Annotated in this window: 11 protein-coding genes; 9 read left to right on the top strand and 2 right to left on the bottom strand. The window is 56.9% G+C overall.

Features of this window, described 5'->3' with window-relative positions; all coding sequences use genetic code 11:
* Window positions 1–77: 77 nt before the first annotated feature.
* The 3 genes from lpxC (at window position 78) to RBB82_RS09450 (ending at window position 2,554) form a co-directional block, all read left to right on the top strand.
* On the top strand, window positions 78–1,025 hold the full coding sequence (gene lpxC / locus RBB82_RS09460; protein WP_433975357.1) for a UDP-3-O-acyl-N-acetylglucosamine deacetylase: 948 nt from the start codon (window positions 78–80) through the stop codon (window positions 1,023–1,025).
* A 105-nt stretch (window positions 1,026–1,130) separates the two neighbouring features.
* Complete coding sequence (folK, locus tag RBB82_RS09455) at window positions 1,131–1,622, top strand: 2-amino-4-hydroxy-6-hydroxymethyldihydropteridine diphosphokinase (RefSeq protein ID WP_433974877.1); 492 nt, start codon at window positions 1,131–1,133, stop codon at window positions 1,620–1,622.
* Between the two features lie 230 nt (window positions 1,623–1,852).
* Entirely contained in the window at window positions 1,853–2,554 is a 702-nt protein-coding gene (locus RBB82_RS09450; RefSeq protein ID WP_433974876.1) for a CADD family putative folate metabolism protein, read from the top strand.
* 142 nt (window positions 2,555–2,696) lie between these two features.
* Here RBB82_RS09450 and RBB82_RS09445 read toward each other — a convergent pair whose 3' ends face one another.
* On the bottom strand, window positions 2,697–4,541 hold the full coding sequence (locus RBB82_RS09445; RefSeq protein WP_433974875.1) for an AI-2E family transporter: 1,845 nt from the start codon (window positions 4,539–4,541) through the stop codon (window positions 2,697–2,699).
* Between the two features lie 167 nt (window positions 4,542–4,708).
* On the opposite strand from RBB82_RS09445, the gene RBB82_RS09440 reads away from it, so the two are divergent.
* The 5 genes from RBB82_RS09440 (at window position 4,709) to RBB82_RS09420 (ending at window position 9,387) form a co-directional block, all read left to right on the top strand.
* On the top strand, window positions 4,709–6,097 hold the full coding sequence (locus tag RBB82_RS09440; protein WP_433974874.1) for a DUF2252 domain-containing protein: 1,389 nt from the start codon (window positions 4,709–4,711) through the stop codon (window positions 6,095–6,097).
* A 161-nt stretch (window positions 6,098–6,258) separates the two neighbouring features.
* Window positions 6,259–7,110, top strand: coding sequence for an HAD family hydrolase (locus tag RBB82_RS09435; protein WP_433974872.1), 852 nt, complete (start codon window positions 6,259–6,261; stop codon window positions 7,108–7,110).
* Window positions 7,071–7,289: a hypothetical protein gene (locus RBB82_RS09430; RefSeq protein ID WP_433974871.1), complete on the top strand. Its 219-nt coding sequence runs from the start codon at window positions 7,071–7,073 to the stop codon at window positions 7,287–7,289. Before RBB82_RS09435 ends, RBB82_RS09430 begins: the two co-directional genes overlap by 40 nt.
* A gap of 150 nt (window positions 7,290–7,439) precedes the next feature.
* Window positions 7,440–8,366 carry a SphA family protein gene (locus RBB82_RS09425; protein ID WP_433974870.1) on the top strand — a complete coding sequence of 309 codons (927 nt, stop codon included), beginning with the start codon at window positions 7,440–7,442 and terminating at the stop codon, window positions 8,364–8,366.
* 82 nt (window positions 8,367–8,448) lie between these two features.
* On the top strand, window positions 8,449–9,387 hold the full coding sequence (locus tag RBB82_RS09420; protein WP_433974869.1) for a transporter: 939 nt from the start codon (window positions 8,449–8,451) through the stop codon (window positions 9,385–9,387).
* A 10-nt stretch (window positions 9,388–9,397) separates the two neighbouring features.
* On the opposite strand, the gene RBB82_RS09415 is transcribed toward RBB82_RS09420, so the two are convergent.
* Complete coding sequence (locus RBB82_RS09415; RefSeq protein ID WP_433974868.1) at window positions 9,398–10,714, bottom strand: TCR/Tet family MFS transporter; 1,317 nt, start codon at window positions 10,712–10,714, stop codon at window positions 9,398–9,400.
* A gap of 96 nt (window positions 10,715–10,810) precedes the next feature.
* Here RBB82_RS09415 and RBB82_RS09410 point away from each other — a divergent pair, with 96 nt between their 5' ends.
* Window positions 10,811–12,868: a S9 family peptidase gene (locus RBB82_RS09410; protein WP_433974867.1), complete on the top strand. Its 2,058-nt coding sequence runs from the start codon at window positions 10,811–10,813 to the stop codon at window positions 12,866–12,868.
* The last annotated feature ends 464 nt before the right edge of the window (window positions 12,869–13,332 follow it).

The following is a 13,332-nucleotide window of genomic DNA, read 5'->3' as shown; positions in this document are numbered from 1 at the left end:
GGAAAAAAGTAGTCAGTATGAGCCTGAAGGTGTGGCCGATTTACCACATAGCTAAGGTTCTTTTGGGCTGTACTCTTATGTGCGGTTCTTCTAGGAGAAATCGATTCGTGGTGTCGGAAGCTCACTTTGAGCAGACAATTCGATCCGAGATAGAGTTCAGTGGCATTGGCTTACATAGCGGTGCACCGGTGCTCATGCGACTTATCCCAGCCCCTGCTGGATCCGGTATCGTCTTTCGACGCACAGACTTAGACAACTTCGAGATAGCTGCGGTGGGGCGTAATGTTGCCAAGGTCAGCTATGCGACGAGCCTGATGCGGCAGAGCGTGCTGATTTCTACCACCGAGCATCTCCTTTCCGCCTTAATCGGCTTTGGCGTTGATAACGTGATCGTTGAGGTCGACAATCTTGAGGTGCCGATTCTGGATGGGAGCGCTTTGCCCTATGTGCAAGCTTTTCATTCTGTGGGGCTTAAGCAGCAAAGGAGAAGGCGGGAGTACTTAAAGATCTTGAAAGAGGTCGAGGTAAGGGATGGGACCAAGTTTATTGGTGTTTACCCTGATTCGGGATACCGCATACAGTACACCATCGATTTTCCGCAACCCATTGGTTATGAGATGTTTACCGGTAATTTGGCGACTGGGGACTACGTAAAATTTATTGCGCCGGCTCGTACTTTTGGATTTAAAGAGGATGAGCCGATGTTGCGGGATATGGGGCTAATTCGCGGAGTTTCGAATGAGAGCGCGATCATTCTCTCCCGGCAAGGTGTTGAAAATGGACCACTTCGCTTTGAGGATGAGTTCGTCAGGCACAAAGTCTTGGATCTGATTGGGGATTTAGCGTTAGCGGGGCGGAGGATTCAGGGGCGGGTGGTTGCGGAGAGAGCGGGACATGCGATGCATACTGCTCTTGTGCAAAGACTTATGCGTGATCGCTCGGCCTGGGAGCTGGCCCACGGTTACGACGAAGTGCCAGAACCGGTGAGTGCGGTCGGACGGCTGCAACCGGCTACGGCATTGTAATTTGTGTGTTTCTTGATGGTCTTTCGGTGGTCAATTGCTGCTTAATCGTGGTGAGTTTGTGGTGATTCGCATGGCTCAATCTGCCGACTGCCAGATGGCTGCGTCATGAGGTCGCTGGCTGCAATTGCTTGCGGATCGAATCTGGAATCTACCTTTGGGGATCGTGAGGCAAATCTGCAGGAGGCAATTCGGCTGATTTGGTCGCTGGGCGAGGTGACTGCGGTTTCATCGTTTTACGACACGGATCCGGTGGGCCTTCTGGCGCAGCCGCGATTTCTGAACGGAGCGTTGTTGCTGGAGACCGATCTGGAGCCGTTGACGCTGTTGCGGGAGCTGCTCGCGGTGGAGCGTGCGATGGGGCGGGACCGAGTTGGCGCTGTGGCAAAGGGCGCGCGGGTGATCGATCTTGATCTGTTGCTCTACGTTGAGCGGGATGGAAGTTCTGTGGCGATGACGACCGGGGAACTTGTGTTGCCGCATCCCGAGATGCAGGAGCGCAGGTTTGTGCTGGAGCCGTTGGCGGAGATTGCTCCCGAGATGATGCATCCGGTGCTGGTGTTGACGGTGGCGGAGATGCTTGAGCGGTTGGGGACTTAATTTTCTGGTGGCTTTGTCCTCGTCCGGGCAAACCATTCGCATCTGCGTCGCGCGTCATGAACAGGTAATAGATTTGCTGTTCGGGGGCTGCATTTATCCAGTTGCTGAGTTTACGCAACTTTCTCGTGAGATCAGTCGCTTACTCTACCAACGGGCTGGGCGGGATACACTTGATGCATCGCGGTGTATCGTTCCTTTGCGCGCGAACTATTTTTTATGGAGCTTTGATTATGTCGATGAGTGCTGGTTTCTGGAGCCGTTTCGAGGAGCGCGTTGCGCCGTTCAACCTGTTGCAGCATCCGTTTTATCAGGCATGGTCGAAGGGTGAGCTGACGCGTGAGGATTTGAGGGAGTATGCAACCGAGTATTGGCACCATGTCTCGGCGTTTCCGACTTATTTGAGCGCGCTGCACTCGCGGCTGCCAGATGGAGAGATGCGGCGCGAGGTTCTGCGCAATCTTGCGGAGGAAGAGGGCGTGGATGTTGCTACAGGTCGTCCACATAGCGATCTTTGGATGGACTTTGCTGAAGGGATGGGAGCTTCGCGTGGTGAGGTTGAAGGACATGCGGTGCAGCCGGAGATGACGGCGCTGATGGCGACGTTCCGTGAGCTGATGCAGGAGGAGAAGGCCTCGGCTGCGATGGCCGCTCTGTATGCGTACGAGTCGAAGGTGCCGGCGATTGCAACGACCAAAGCTGAAGGGCTGGCAGCGCACTACGGAACCGAGGGTGCTGCGGCTCGTTATTTCACGCTGCACCAGACGGCTGATGTCGCGCATGCAAGCGTATGGCGTGAGCTGATTGATAAGCAGCTTGCGAATGCTCCTGAGGATGAGGAGGCTGTGCTTGCTGCTGGTGAGCGCGCGGCGAAGGCGCTCTGGGTTGCGTTGGATGGTGTAGAGCGGCAGCGGACTTCGATCTCGATCAACTAGTTTCGTTTTATTTTTGAGCAGTGAAAGGCCACGCGGAGGATTGCGTGGCCTTTTTTCTTTTACAACGCAGCTGCCTCTGCTGACATTGATGGCGTCTGCTGGTTTATCACGTTTGATCAAAAGATTCGATCGCGAGGGTCTCTCATCTTCTAACGGAGTAGAAGCCGGAGTATGGCTGATGCCATTGCGCGACCTGTTGTAGAGCCTGAGCGAGAGTGTTGACCACTACGTTGGGTTTACCGCTGCCGAATCGCTCTAGTGTTTGCTCGGGGGACTGGTCGGGATCGTTGGTCGTGTTCCAAAGACCAATAACGATGCGGTTGTTGGGCAGGTGTGCGCGAACACGCTGGCAGATGGCGCGAGCCTGCGAGAAGGCGAAGGGCGGCAGAGCGGAGATGAAGATGACAGTGTTGGACTCTTCGGCGAGCGAGTCGAGGATCTCGGTGGAGACCGAGTTTGCGGAGAGGAGGAGGGTCTGGTGGTTGGAGCGCTCCATGAGCTGAACGAGCATTTGAGCGGTGAGCTCGTCGGCCTGATCGCTGGCTGAGATGCAGACGATGGCGAACTCCTCCGACTTGACGGAGCGGGACGGATACGGCGTAGTGGCTATGGCGTTGGCGGGCACCTTCTGTTTGTAATCGGTGAGTTCGGATACGAGTTCGCCGATGCTGAGAAAGAAAAAGTTGCAGCGGACGTCGTCGAGGTTTCCCTGATGGCGGTCTTGTTCGACGAGCGATAGAGCGGGGATGAGGACCGCGTCGTAGAGTTCGACGAGGGGCTTGCCCTCGAGGAACTGATTGGCAATGGCGTGGGCTTCGCGCTGGTCCATGGCAAGAAGGCGCTCGTAGAAGTGGGCTTCAGTGGAGAGTTCGGCGTCGGTGCCGAGGAGGGTGTGAAGGAAGGACATTTGCGGGACGTGGCGGCCGATGACGACGATGCAGACGGTGAGTGGGGTGGAGAGGATGAGGCCGGGCCATCCCCAGAGGAGCGCCCAGAAGATGGCCATGGCGAGGAGCGCGAGGGAGGAGATGCCGGTGCGCGAGCTGTAGAGCCAGGGTTCGACGAAGTTGGTGGCGGAGAGTTCGAGTGCGAGGAAGAGGGCGAGGATAAGGATGGGCGGCAACCACGATGTAGAGACGGCGATGGAGACGATGAGTGGGAGCGCGAGGCTGGTGGCGGTGCCGACGTAAGGGACGACGCGGAGTATGCCGGCGAGGACTCCCCAGAGTGTGGCGTCGGGAACGCCGATGAGATAGAGGCCGGAGCCGAAGAGGATTCCGTAAGAGGCGTTGACTGCGGCTTGAAAGAACAGGTACTGGCTGATGCGCGAGGCTGCCTCTTGCAAGGCCTGGGTCATGAGACTGATGCGGCCCATGCCGGCGAGGAGGAGTATGCGGTGGCGCAGGTCTTCGCGCTTCATCAGGAGGTAGATGGTAAAGACGATGACGACGCCTATGGTTCCTATGGGACGGAGGACGCGCATGAGAAGCTCGGCGGTGGCCTGGAGCTGGCTTCGGTCGGGGTCGATGACGCGAACGGGTTGGATTTGCGTAGGCATTTGCTGATTGTTTCCGGCGGCTGCTGGTGTGAACGCACTGGTGATGAAGTCGTCGCCGATGTCTTCGAAGGCGACGATTGCTTTTTCGAAGGACTGCTCGGTGGACGAGTGGACGGTGGACATCTTCTGCTGGATTTTGAGGCGGTAGTCGGGCAGAGAGCGGGCGACGTTGAGGAGCTGGCGCGCGACGACGTAGCCTACTCCGCCGATGCAGGAGAAGGCAAGAATGCCGACGAGCGCGACGGCGAGGACGCGGGGAACGCGTCGGGTCTCAAGGCGGGCGACGGCGGGAGCCAATAGAAATGCCAACGTGAGCGCGAAGGTGAGTGGGACAAGGAGATCCCGCGCGAAGTAGAGGATGAGTACGGTGACCGAGAGTAGAAGAAGCGGTTCAATTTTGGAGAACTCGCTGGTTCGCGCGGCGGACATAGGACCTCGTGGGACCTGTTGATCGGTGTGTCTTATGCGGGCAAGGATACATCAAGGCGATGATGGCCGGTCTAAAGGAGTAACTATGAATGGACGTCTATTTTGAATTTGTTCCAGTCACGATGAACTAGACTCTTCGTTGCAGAGAAGTTGGAGGATTGAACGTCATGACACATCCGGTAAGTGCAAAAGAGCGCTTTGCCTTCGGGCAGGAACGACGCAAACAGATGCGACGGATGCACCATAAGGCGTGGAACGTGAAGGACCGGCGCGAGAGTCCGCTTAAGCTGCTGGATGCGTCGACGAACGGGCGCGTACCTGCGCTGGTCGCGTTGAAGAGTGAGTTGATGTCGGCTTCGCCGTTTGCGTACTTTCGGGGCGCGGTGCCGGTGATGGCGTATGACCTTTCTCTCGTTGGAAATACAGGAATTTGCAATCAGCTATGCGGGGATGCGCATGTGCGGAACCTGGGCGCATTTGCAGGACCGGACGGGCGGCTGGAGTTCGATATCAATGATTTTGATGAGACGATTGTGGCGCCGTTCGAATGGGATGTGAAGCGGATGGCGACCAGCCTGGTGCTGGCGGGGCGGGCAGCGGGGGCGAAAAACCTGCAGTGCCGGGACGCCGCAGCGGTGTTTCTCGCGCGGTATCGCATGATGATGGCTTCGTTTGCGCGAATGCCGGTGCTTGAGGTGGCGCGATATAAAGTGCATCGGCTGGGGAGCGTGTTGCCGGTGGCAGGGACTATGCAGATGGCGGAGCGAGCAACGCCGATGCATACGTTGTCGGTGTTGACCGAGGTGGAAGGCGCTGCTCCGACGACCACGAAGAAGCGCGTTAAGAAGGCGCAAAAGGGAGCAGTGGTTGTAAGACCGGAGCGGGTGTTCAAGACAATACAGCCGAGCCTGACGAGGGTGAAAGGAGCGTTGGCGGAGCAGATCGTGGGGTCGCTGGCGATGTATTCGGAGAGTTTGCAGCCGCAGCGGAGGCATTTTCTGGAACAGTACCGACCGGTGGATGTGGCTTTCAAGGTGGTGGGGACGGGGTCGGTGGGGCTGCGGGATTACTGCATTTACATGGAAGGGAATGGGAGAAAAGATCCGCTATTTTTGCAGATCAAGGAGGAGGTCGCGTCGGGGTATGCACCGTATGTTGCCGGGGTTCGCGGCCGGAAGGCTAAGCAGCATCAGGGGCAGAGAGTAGTGCGGGGTGAGCAGGCGATGCAGTTGCAGTCCGATCCGTTTCTGGGTTGGACGACGATGGACGGACGGGAGTATCTGGTGCGTCAGTTGAACGACCACAAGGCTTCAATTCAGCTGGAGGATTTAAAATCTGCAGGCTTGATGGAGTATGCGGCTGTGTGTGGGGAGTTGTTGGCGCGAGGTCATGCTCGTGCGGGAGACAGCGCAATGATCTCGGGGTATGTGGGGACTTCGACGCGATTTGATGATGCAGTGGGGAGATTCGCGGAGATTTATGCGGACCAAACCGAGGTGGATTGGAAGCAGCTTGTGCAGTCGATGAAGAAGACAAGGAAGCAGGCGGCTAAGTAAGTGGGCGGGATTGTCTTTTGTTTTCGGCTCATGTTGTCAGATCAATCGCAGGCATTCTTCTTGTTGGACCCGTTGCCCTAGCAATTTTGCTAAGTGCAGGCGTTACGCAAGGTCGCTATGCTCGAACGGTGACAGGTTATTTGACCAAGAGGGTAGGAAATATGAGTGGTCTCATCCTCCGTGTGCGCAAAAGCCTGAGTACGACGTTGCTACTGGTGGTCGCTGTGTTTGGACTGGCAGGAGCGCAAGCTCAAAGCGATCCCCTGCCATCGTGGAATGATGGACCTGCGAAACAGGCGATTGTTGCTTTCGTAAAAGACACGACAGAGAAATCCAGCTCGGAGTATATTGAGCCCGCGGATCGCATCGCGACGTTCGATCAGGACGGCACGCTCTGGACAGAACATCCGATCTACGCTCAAGCCGCGTTTGCGCTTGCGCGCGTGGGTGAGATGGCACCGCAACATCCTGAGTGGAAACAGAAGGAGCCGTTCAAGTCGGTACTTGCTCATGACAACGCCGCGATGGCGAAGTTCAGCGAGGCAGACTGGATGCAGATCGTTGCTGTAACTCATGCGGGAATGAGTACGGAGGCTTTTCAGAAGATCGTGGAAGACTGGCTTGCTACGGCCAAGGCTCCTCGCTTCGACAGACCTTATACCGACCTCGTCTATCAGCCGATGTTGGAGGTGATGCAGTATCTGCGTGCAAACGGGTTCAGGACGTACATCGTTACGGGTGGTGGACAGGAGTTTGTGCGCGTCTACAGCGAGAAGGTGTATGGCGTTCCGCCGGAACAGGTTGTGGGGTCGAGTATCGCGACGACGTACGACAACAAAAGCGGCAAGCCGGTGCTGATGCGAGAGCCAAAAGTTTCTTCATCGATGATGGCCCGCAAAAGGCGGTGGGGATCAATCTTTTTATCGGTAAGCGGCCTCAAGCTGCGTTCGGCAACTCCGGAGGTGATGCGCAGATGCTGGAGTGGACGCAGGCGGGTGATGGTGCACGGCTGATGATGCTCGTTCTGCATGACGATGCGAAACGCGAGTATGCCTATGGCCCCGCGTCGGGCCTTCCGGATACTCATGTCGGCACGTTCTCGAACGAACTCCTGCTTGAAGCTACGAAGAACGCGTGGATTGTGATCAGTATGAAAAACGACTGGAAGCGTATCTACTCCTTTGACCAGTAATCCGAGCCGTTTGAGAGAGGACAGACAATGACTTTGTATCGTAGAACTTCTTTTTTGAGATTTACGGATATTCGTTTCACAATGTCGGTTCTTCTGTTCGTTCTTTTGAGCTGTGCTTATCCCTTACATGGCCAGCAGAAGCCGCAATGGATGCCTGGTCAGGCCGGTCTGAATGCGGGGATTATACCGGCTCCCGGGTTTACCTACGTAAACATCGATATTAACTACAGTGCCGGTACATTCAATGACGCAAACGGCAACGCTATCCGAGCCACAGGCGACTACGACGTCTGGGCGGTTGAAAATCTATTCTACGGCGTGCTCGATAACAAGATTCTGGGTGGAAACATCTTCTTCGCTCTTGGGCTTACGCCGGCGAGCGGTTCTCTCGATGCGGATCTTCCGACTCAAAATCCAGGCATCCCCGATTTGAGCGCCACCGGGGGCGGGGGCGGAATGGCCGATACCCTTGTTGAGCCCATTGGCCTTGGCTGGCACTTGAAGCGAGCGGATATTCAATTGGCTGAAGGGATGATTGTTCCGACCGGACGATACAACCCCGGCGCTTCGAATAATGTTGGGACCGGTTATTTCGGCAATCATCTGTTAGACGGGATCACCTACTACATCACCAAGAACAAAGGAACCAGCGCGAACGTGTTCACGGACTGGGAGGTTCACTCAGAGAGGCAGGGTACCAATGGCACCGTCAAGACTCCCGGGCAGGCTTTTACCTTGGAGTGGGGTCTCGGGCAGGTTCTCCCGTTGAAGAAGAACTTCAGCCAACTGCTGCAGGTTGGCGTTATCGGCTACGACCAATGGCAGGTGACACAAAACGGGGGCACCGTGCCGATCGGATCGACTGGTCTAACTATCCCTGCCAGCACACTTCCCTATTACTCGGTACACGCCATCGGTGGACAGGCTACGTACATTCTCCCGATGAAGGGTATAAATCTTTATTTCAAAGCGGAGCACGAGTACCTCGCCTACTCCCACTTTGAGGGAAACACGATTGTGTTCGGTGGTACGTGGACGATCCGGATTCCGAAGCCTGCGCCTCCTCCGAAACCTTAGGTGGCGATGTGAGAGCGCTGCTTATGCTACTTGCCAGCGCATTCAGATGAGGAGAACAGAGACTGTCACAAAGAGCGATTCGATGCGGCTAGTTCTGAAACTTGCGTCGTTGGTGGTTCTGGTTTGTTCGGTGCATGAGCTCGGAGCTCAGGACCTTACGCCGCGCGCTTACGTTATTACTCCTTTGCACTCCAATGCGGTCACGGTGGCCGGTTCTTTCTATGATGGCGACATTAACTTCAACGGCGCCCTTCCTGTTTCTGACGCTAAGGGAACCTACAGCATACCGATTTTCAGCTACTACCACTCATTCGGCTTCTTCGGTCGGTCTGCGAATGTCGTAGCCTCGTTACCTTACGCAGTCGGAAACTTTAATGGGACTGTAGCCGGTGCTGGAACGAACCTCTACCGTTCCGGTCTCGTGGACTCTATCTTTCGGCTATCCGTCAATTTGAAGGGTGGCCCGGCGATGTCGCCAAGAGACTACATGAAGTGGAAACAGAAGGTTCTGCTTGGCGTCAGTTTGAAGGTGCTCGCTCCGACCGGGCAGTACGATCCGACCAAGCTAATCAACTGGGGGACCAATAGGTGGTCGTTCAAACCAGAGTTTGGCTACTCTCAACGTTGGAAGAATCTGCAGCTCGATGGGTACGCGGGGGTGTGGTTCTTCACGACGAACACTGATTTCTGGTCGCGCAATATCTACTACGCGGGCACACGGTCACAAACGCAAAATCCTATCGGTTCGTTTGAGGGCCATCTTAGCTACGAGGCGAAGCCACGGTTGTGGGCCTCTCTGGACGGTAACTACTGGTTCGGTGGGAAGACGAGTATTAACGGTGTACAAAACCCAATCACCCAGCAGGCGAACTCCCGCATTGGGGGGACCGTTTCATTTCCAATTTCCAAACGGCAGTCTCTGAAGTTCAGCTACAGCAACGGCACCTACATTCGATTTGGCGGCAACTATCAGAATGTCACAGCCGCATGGCAGTACTCCTGGCTCGGCAAGCCCAAATAGGTCGCAAGCATCAGGCTGCGGCTCGCGGCTGGCTTGCTGCTGCGCGTTGTGCCAAGGCTAGTGAGATGAGGAGCATCGCGGCAGCGGTGTAAAAGGGCGCACCAGGAATGTGGAGGCCAACGCCGATGGATCTGCTGAAGATGTACGTGAAGATGCCGGGACCGATGAGGCCGGCGATGCCGCGGAGGCTGTTGATGGCGCCCTGGAGTTGACCTTGTTCGGAGGGGCTCGCCTTGCGGGACATGAGGCTTTGGGCGGCAGGCCAGGCGAAGGTCATCATGTTGAGGAGGGGTATGCCGAACCATAAGAAGAGGCCGGTTTTGGACGAGCCGATCATTGAATAGCCGATGGCTCCGCCGATGAGTCCGATGGTGATGGCTCCGCGTTCGCCTAATTTGGCGACGACGGGTTTGACCAAGAACGCTCCATAGATGATGGTGCAGATGCCGACGACGGCGAGCGAGAGGCCGACGGTGCGGTCGGTCCAGTGATAGCGATAGTCGGCGTAGATGACGTAGACGTTCATCAGGACCTGTTGGGCGATGTAACCGAGCAGGAGAACGGCGGCGATGGCGATCATGTTGCCGCGGCGGATCAGCGAGAGGGATCCGACGGGATTAGCTCGAGCCCAGGAGAAGGGGCTGCGATTTTCTTTCGACAGGGATTCGGGTAAGACAAAGAAGCCATAAAAGCCGTTGATGAGCGAGAGGCAGGCTGCGACCCAGAAGGGCAGGCGTGGATTAATGTTGCCGAGGATTCCTCCTACGGCTGGACCGAGGACAAAGCCTGCGCCGAAGGCGGCATTCAACATGCCGAAGGCTGCCGCGCGTCGCTCGCGGGGGGTGACGTCGGCCATGTAGGCCATCGCCGTGGGGATGCTGGAGGAGGTTAGGCCTGAGATGATGCGTCCGAGGAAGAGCCAGTTGAGGGTCGGGGCCCAGGCCATCAGGACGTAGTCGAGGCCAAGGCCGAAGTTGGAGAGAAGGACGAGGGGGCGTCGGCCGTAGCGGTCGGAGAGTGAGCCGACGATGGGGGAGCAGAAGAATTGCATGGCGGCGAAGACGGTTCCGAAGAGGCCTAACATCTCGGCTGCGCGGGAGGTATCGCCGTTGAGGAAGCCTTCGATAAGCCGGGGGAAGACCGGGGCAATCATGCCGAGGGCGAGCATGTCGAGGGTCACGGTGAAGAAGATGAAGGTGGCGGCGGCTCGGCGGCCGGCGGGCGGCTTCGTCATGATCGCGACGTCGGGAGATACCAGTTCAGGTTCCGTCATCAGCGGATCAGGCATGGTGACTGGTTCCGGCGGATTGTGTGGCGACTCTGCCATGGCGATTGACGGCTAGTCTACGTGAGTTTTATGGAGAGTTCTTGGATATTTCGGCGGGTTAAGTGCTCTGCTAGACTGCCTCTCATGAGATATCACATGTTGCACCGTGCCGGACTCTGTCTGCTGCCTTTGTGCGTTTTAACCGTTGCTGGATTTGGTCAGAAGCGAGCGATGGTGATCGACGACCTGGCGAAACTGGTGAATGTCGGTGGTCCGCAGGTCTCTCCGGATGGGGGGTGGATTGCTTATACAACCTCGACGGTGGATGTGGGCGAGGATAAGAGCGTCTCCGACTTGTGGATGGTGAGCTGGGACGGGAAGCAGGACGTGCAACTGACGTATGGGACTGAGGGCGCGTCGTCGCCGCGCTGGAGTCCGGATGGTAAGTGGCTTGCGTTTACTTCGTCGCGGCCGGGTAAGGCGAAGGGTTCGCAGGTGTGGCTGCTCGATCGGCGTGGCGGTGAGGCGAATCAGCTGACCGAGGTGAAGGAAGACATCGAGGACTATCGATGGTCGCCTGACTCGAAGCAGATGCTGCTGACGCTACGGGCAAAGGAGGAGCCTGAGCCGGAGAAGGGTGCGAAGCCAACCCCGCCGAAGCCGATCGTGATCGATCGCTATCACTTCAAGCAGGATATTCAGGGGTATCTGTCGGACAAGCGTGAGCATCTTTTTCTGTTTGAGATTGCGACGAAGAAGCTGACGCGAGTGATCGGGGATGACAAGACTGAAGACAAGTTTGAGGAGCGGCAGGCGGAGTGGTCGCCTGATGGAAAGCTTATCGCGTTTGTGAGCAATCAGGAGGCGCCTGATCCTGATCGGTCGAATAACTCGGATGTGTTTGTTGTGGAGGCGAAGGGGAACTCGGTTCCGAAAAAACTGACCAGCTTCAGTGGGGTGGATGGGGGGCCGCTGGCGTGGAGCCCGGATAGCTCGTTGATTGCGTATCGGCAGGGGGTTTCGCCGCGGTATTCGATCTATGACATGGAGCGGCTGGCTGTCGTGCCGGCGACTGGTGGGGCGCCGGAGGTGCTGACGGCTACGGCAGAGATGCTGACGAGTGCTCCGGTGTTCGCTCCTGGCGGGAAGGCGTTGTTGACGACGATCGCTGAGGATCGCGTGGAGTATCTGGCGGAAGTGCCGTTCAACGGTAAGGATGTGACGCGGCTGACGGCGGAGAAGGGATCGGTGAATACGATCTCGGCTGCGGATGGGCATGTGGCGGTGGTGTGGACTACCGATTTGGCGGCTCCGGAGATCTATGCGTTTGATGGCCCATCGGGTAGCAAGGCGCTGAGGAAGCTGACCGGGCATAATGATGCTCTGATGGCGCAGTTAGCGCTGGCTCCGGCGGAGGATCTGTCGGCGAAGGCGGAGGACGGGAACGAAGTGCATAGCCTGTTGACGATGCCATTTGGGTATACGGCGGGGACCAAGGCGCCGATGCTGTTGTGGATTCACGGCGGCCCGACGTCGCAGGACTCGCACCGGTTTGCACCGGATCGGCAGTTGCTCGCGGCGCATGGGTTTGCGGTGTTGCAGGTGAACTATCGCGGGAGCACGGGGCGAGGGCATGACTACAGCTTCGCGATCAATGCGGACTGGGGCGATAAAGAGGTCAAGGACCTTCTGGCGGCGGTCGATGGTGCTGTGGCGTCAGGGAAGATCGACGCGGAGCGCATGGGTGTTGGCGGGTGGAGCTATGGCGGGATTTTGACCGACTACACGATTGCTTCCACGACGCGGTTCAAGGCGGCTTCGAGCGGCGCGGGGACTGCGAATCTGCTGGGGATGTACGGGGTCGATCAATACATTTTGCAGTATGACAATGAACTGCAGCCGCCGTGGAAGAACATCGAGCCGTATCTAAAGCTGTCCTATCCGTTTTTGCATGCGGACAAGATCGTGACGCCGACTTTGTTTATGGGCGGCGATAAGGACTTCAACGTGACGCTGGTGGGTGGCGAGCAGATGTACCAGGCGCTGAAGAGCGTTGGGACGACGGCGGAGCTGGTGGTGTATCCGGGGCAGTTCCATGGATTCACGCGGCCGAGTTTTGTTCGGGACAGGTACCAGCGTTGGTTTGACTGGTACGACAAATACCTCGGGATGCCCGTTACCAAGCCTGCTGCGCCAGTCGTGAAGGCGGAGTAGCTACCCCCTCCCCCCGGGGGTGGGGTATTTTGCGCGTAAGTCATTTATTATGAATGGTTTTGCGGGATGGCGTTCCTGCAAAATACTCAAAATAAATGACTTGTGGCTAAAATACTTGCTTTCAGTCAGATAGCGTCTATGATCCGTTGGGCTGATGTTGCTACTCGTCAGTCCAACTTCATCGACTCTGTTTTCAATGACCTGCTTCTATTTTAGCTGGTGAGGCATAACTCATACGCCACGCGATTCGTCGCGGCTGGAGCGGGTTTTATGTGCTTTGGGGCTTGACAGGTTTTGCGGTGGCTTGAGTTGGTGCGAAGTCAAAGCAGCTATCTGCCTGCTTCATTGCAAAGACGAAATACATCAAGGACGCTGTTTTGGCTGGCACAACGGCAGGGTGTATGAGACGGCACGGGCAAAATACGGGGGTCTCTCCACTACGCAACAGACGGTGAGACTGTCTG

Source organism: Tunturiibacter lichenicola (assembly GCF_051013355.1).
GTDB lineage: Bacteria > Acidobacteriota > Terriglobia > Terriglobales > Acidobacteriaceae > Edaphobacter > Edaphobacter lichenicola_F.
This window is presented reverse-complemented; position numbering and strand designations above follow the sequence as displayed.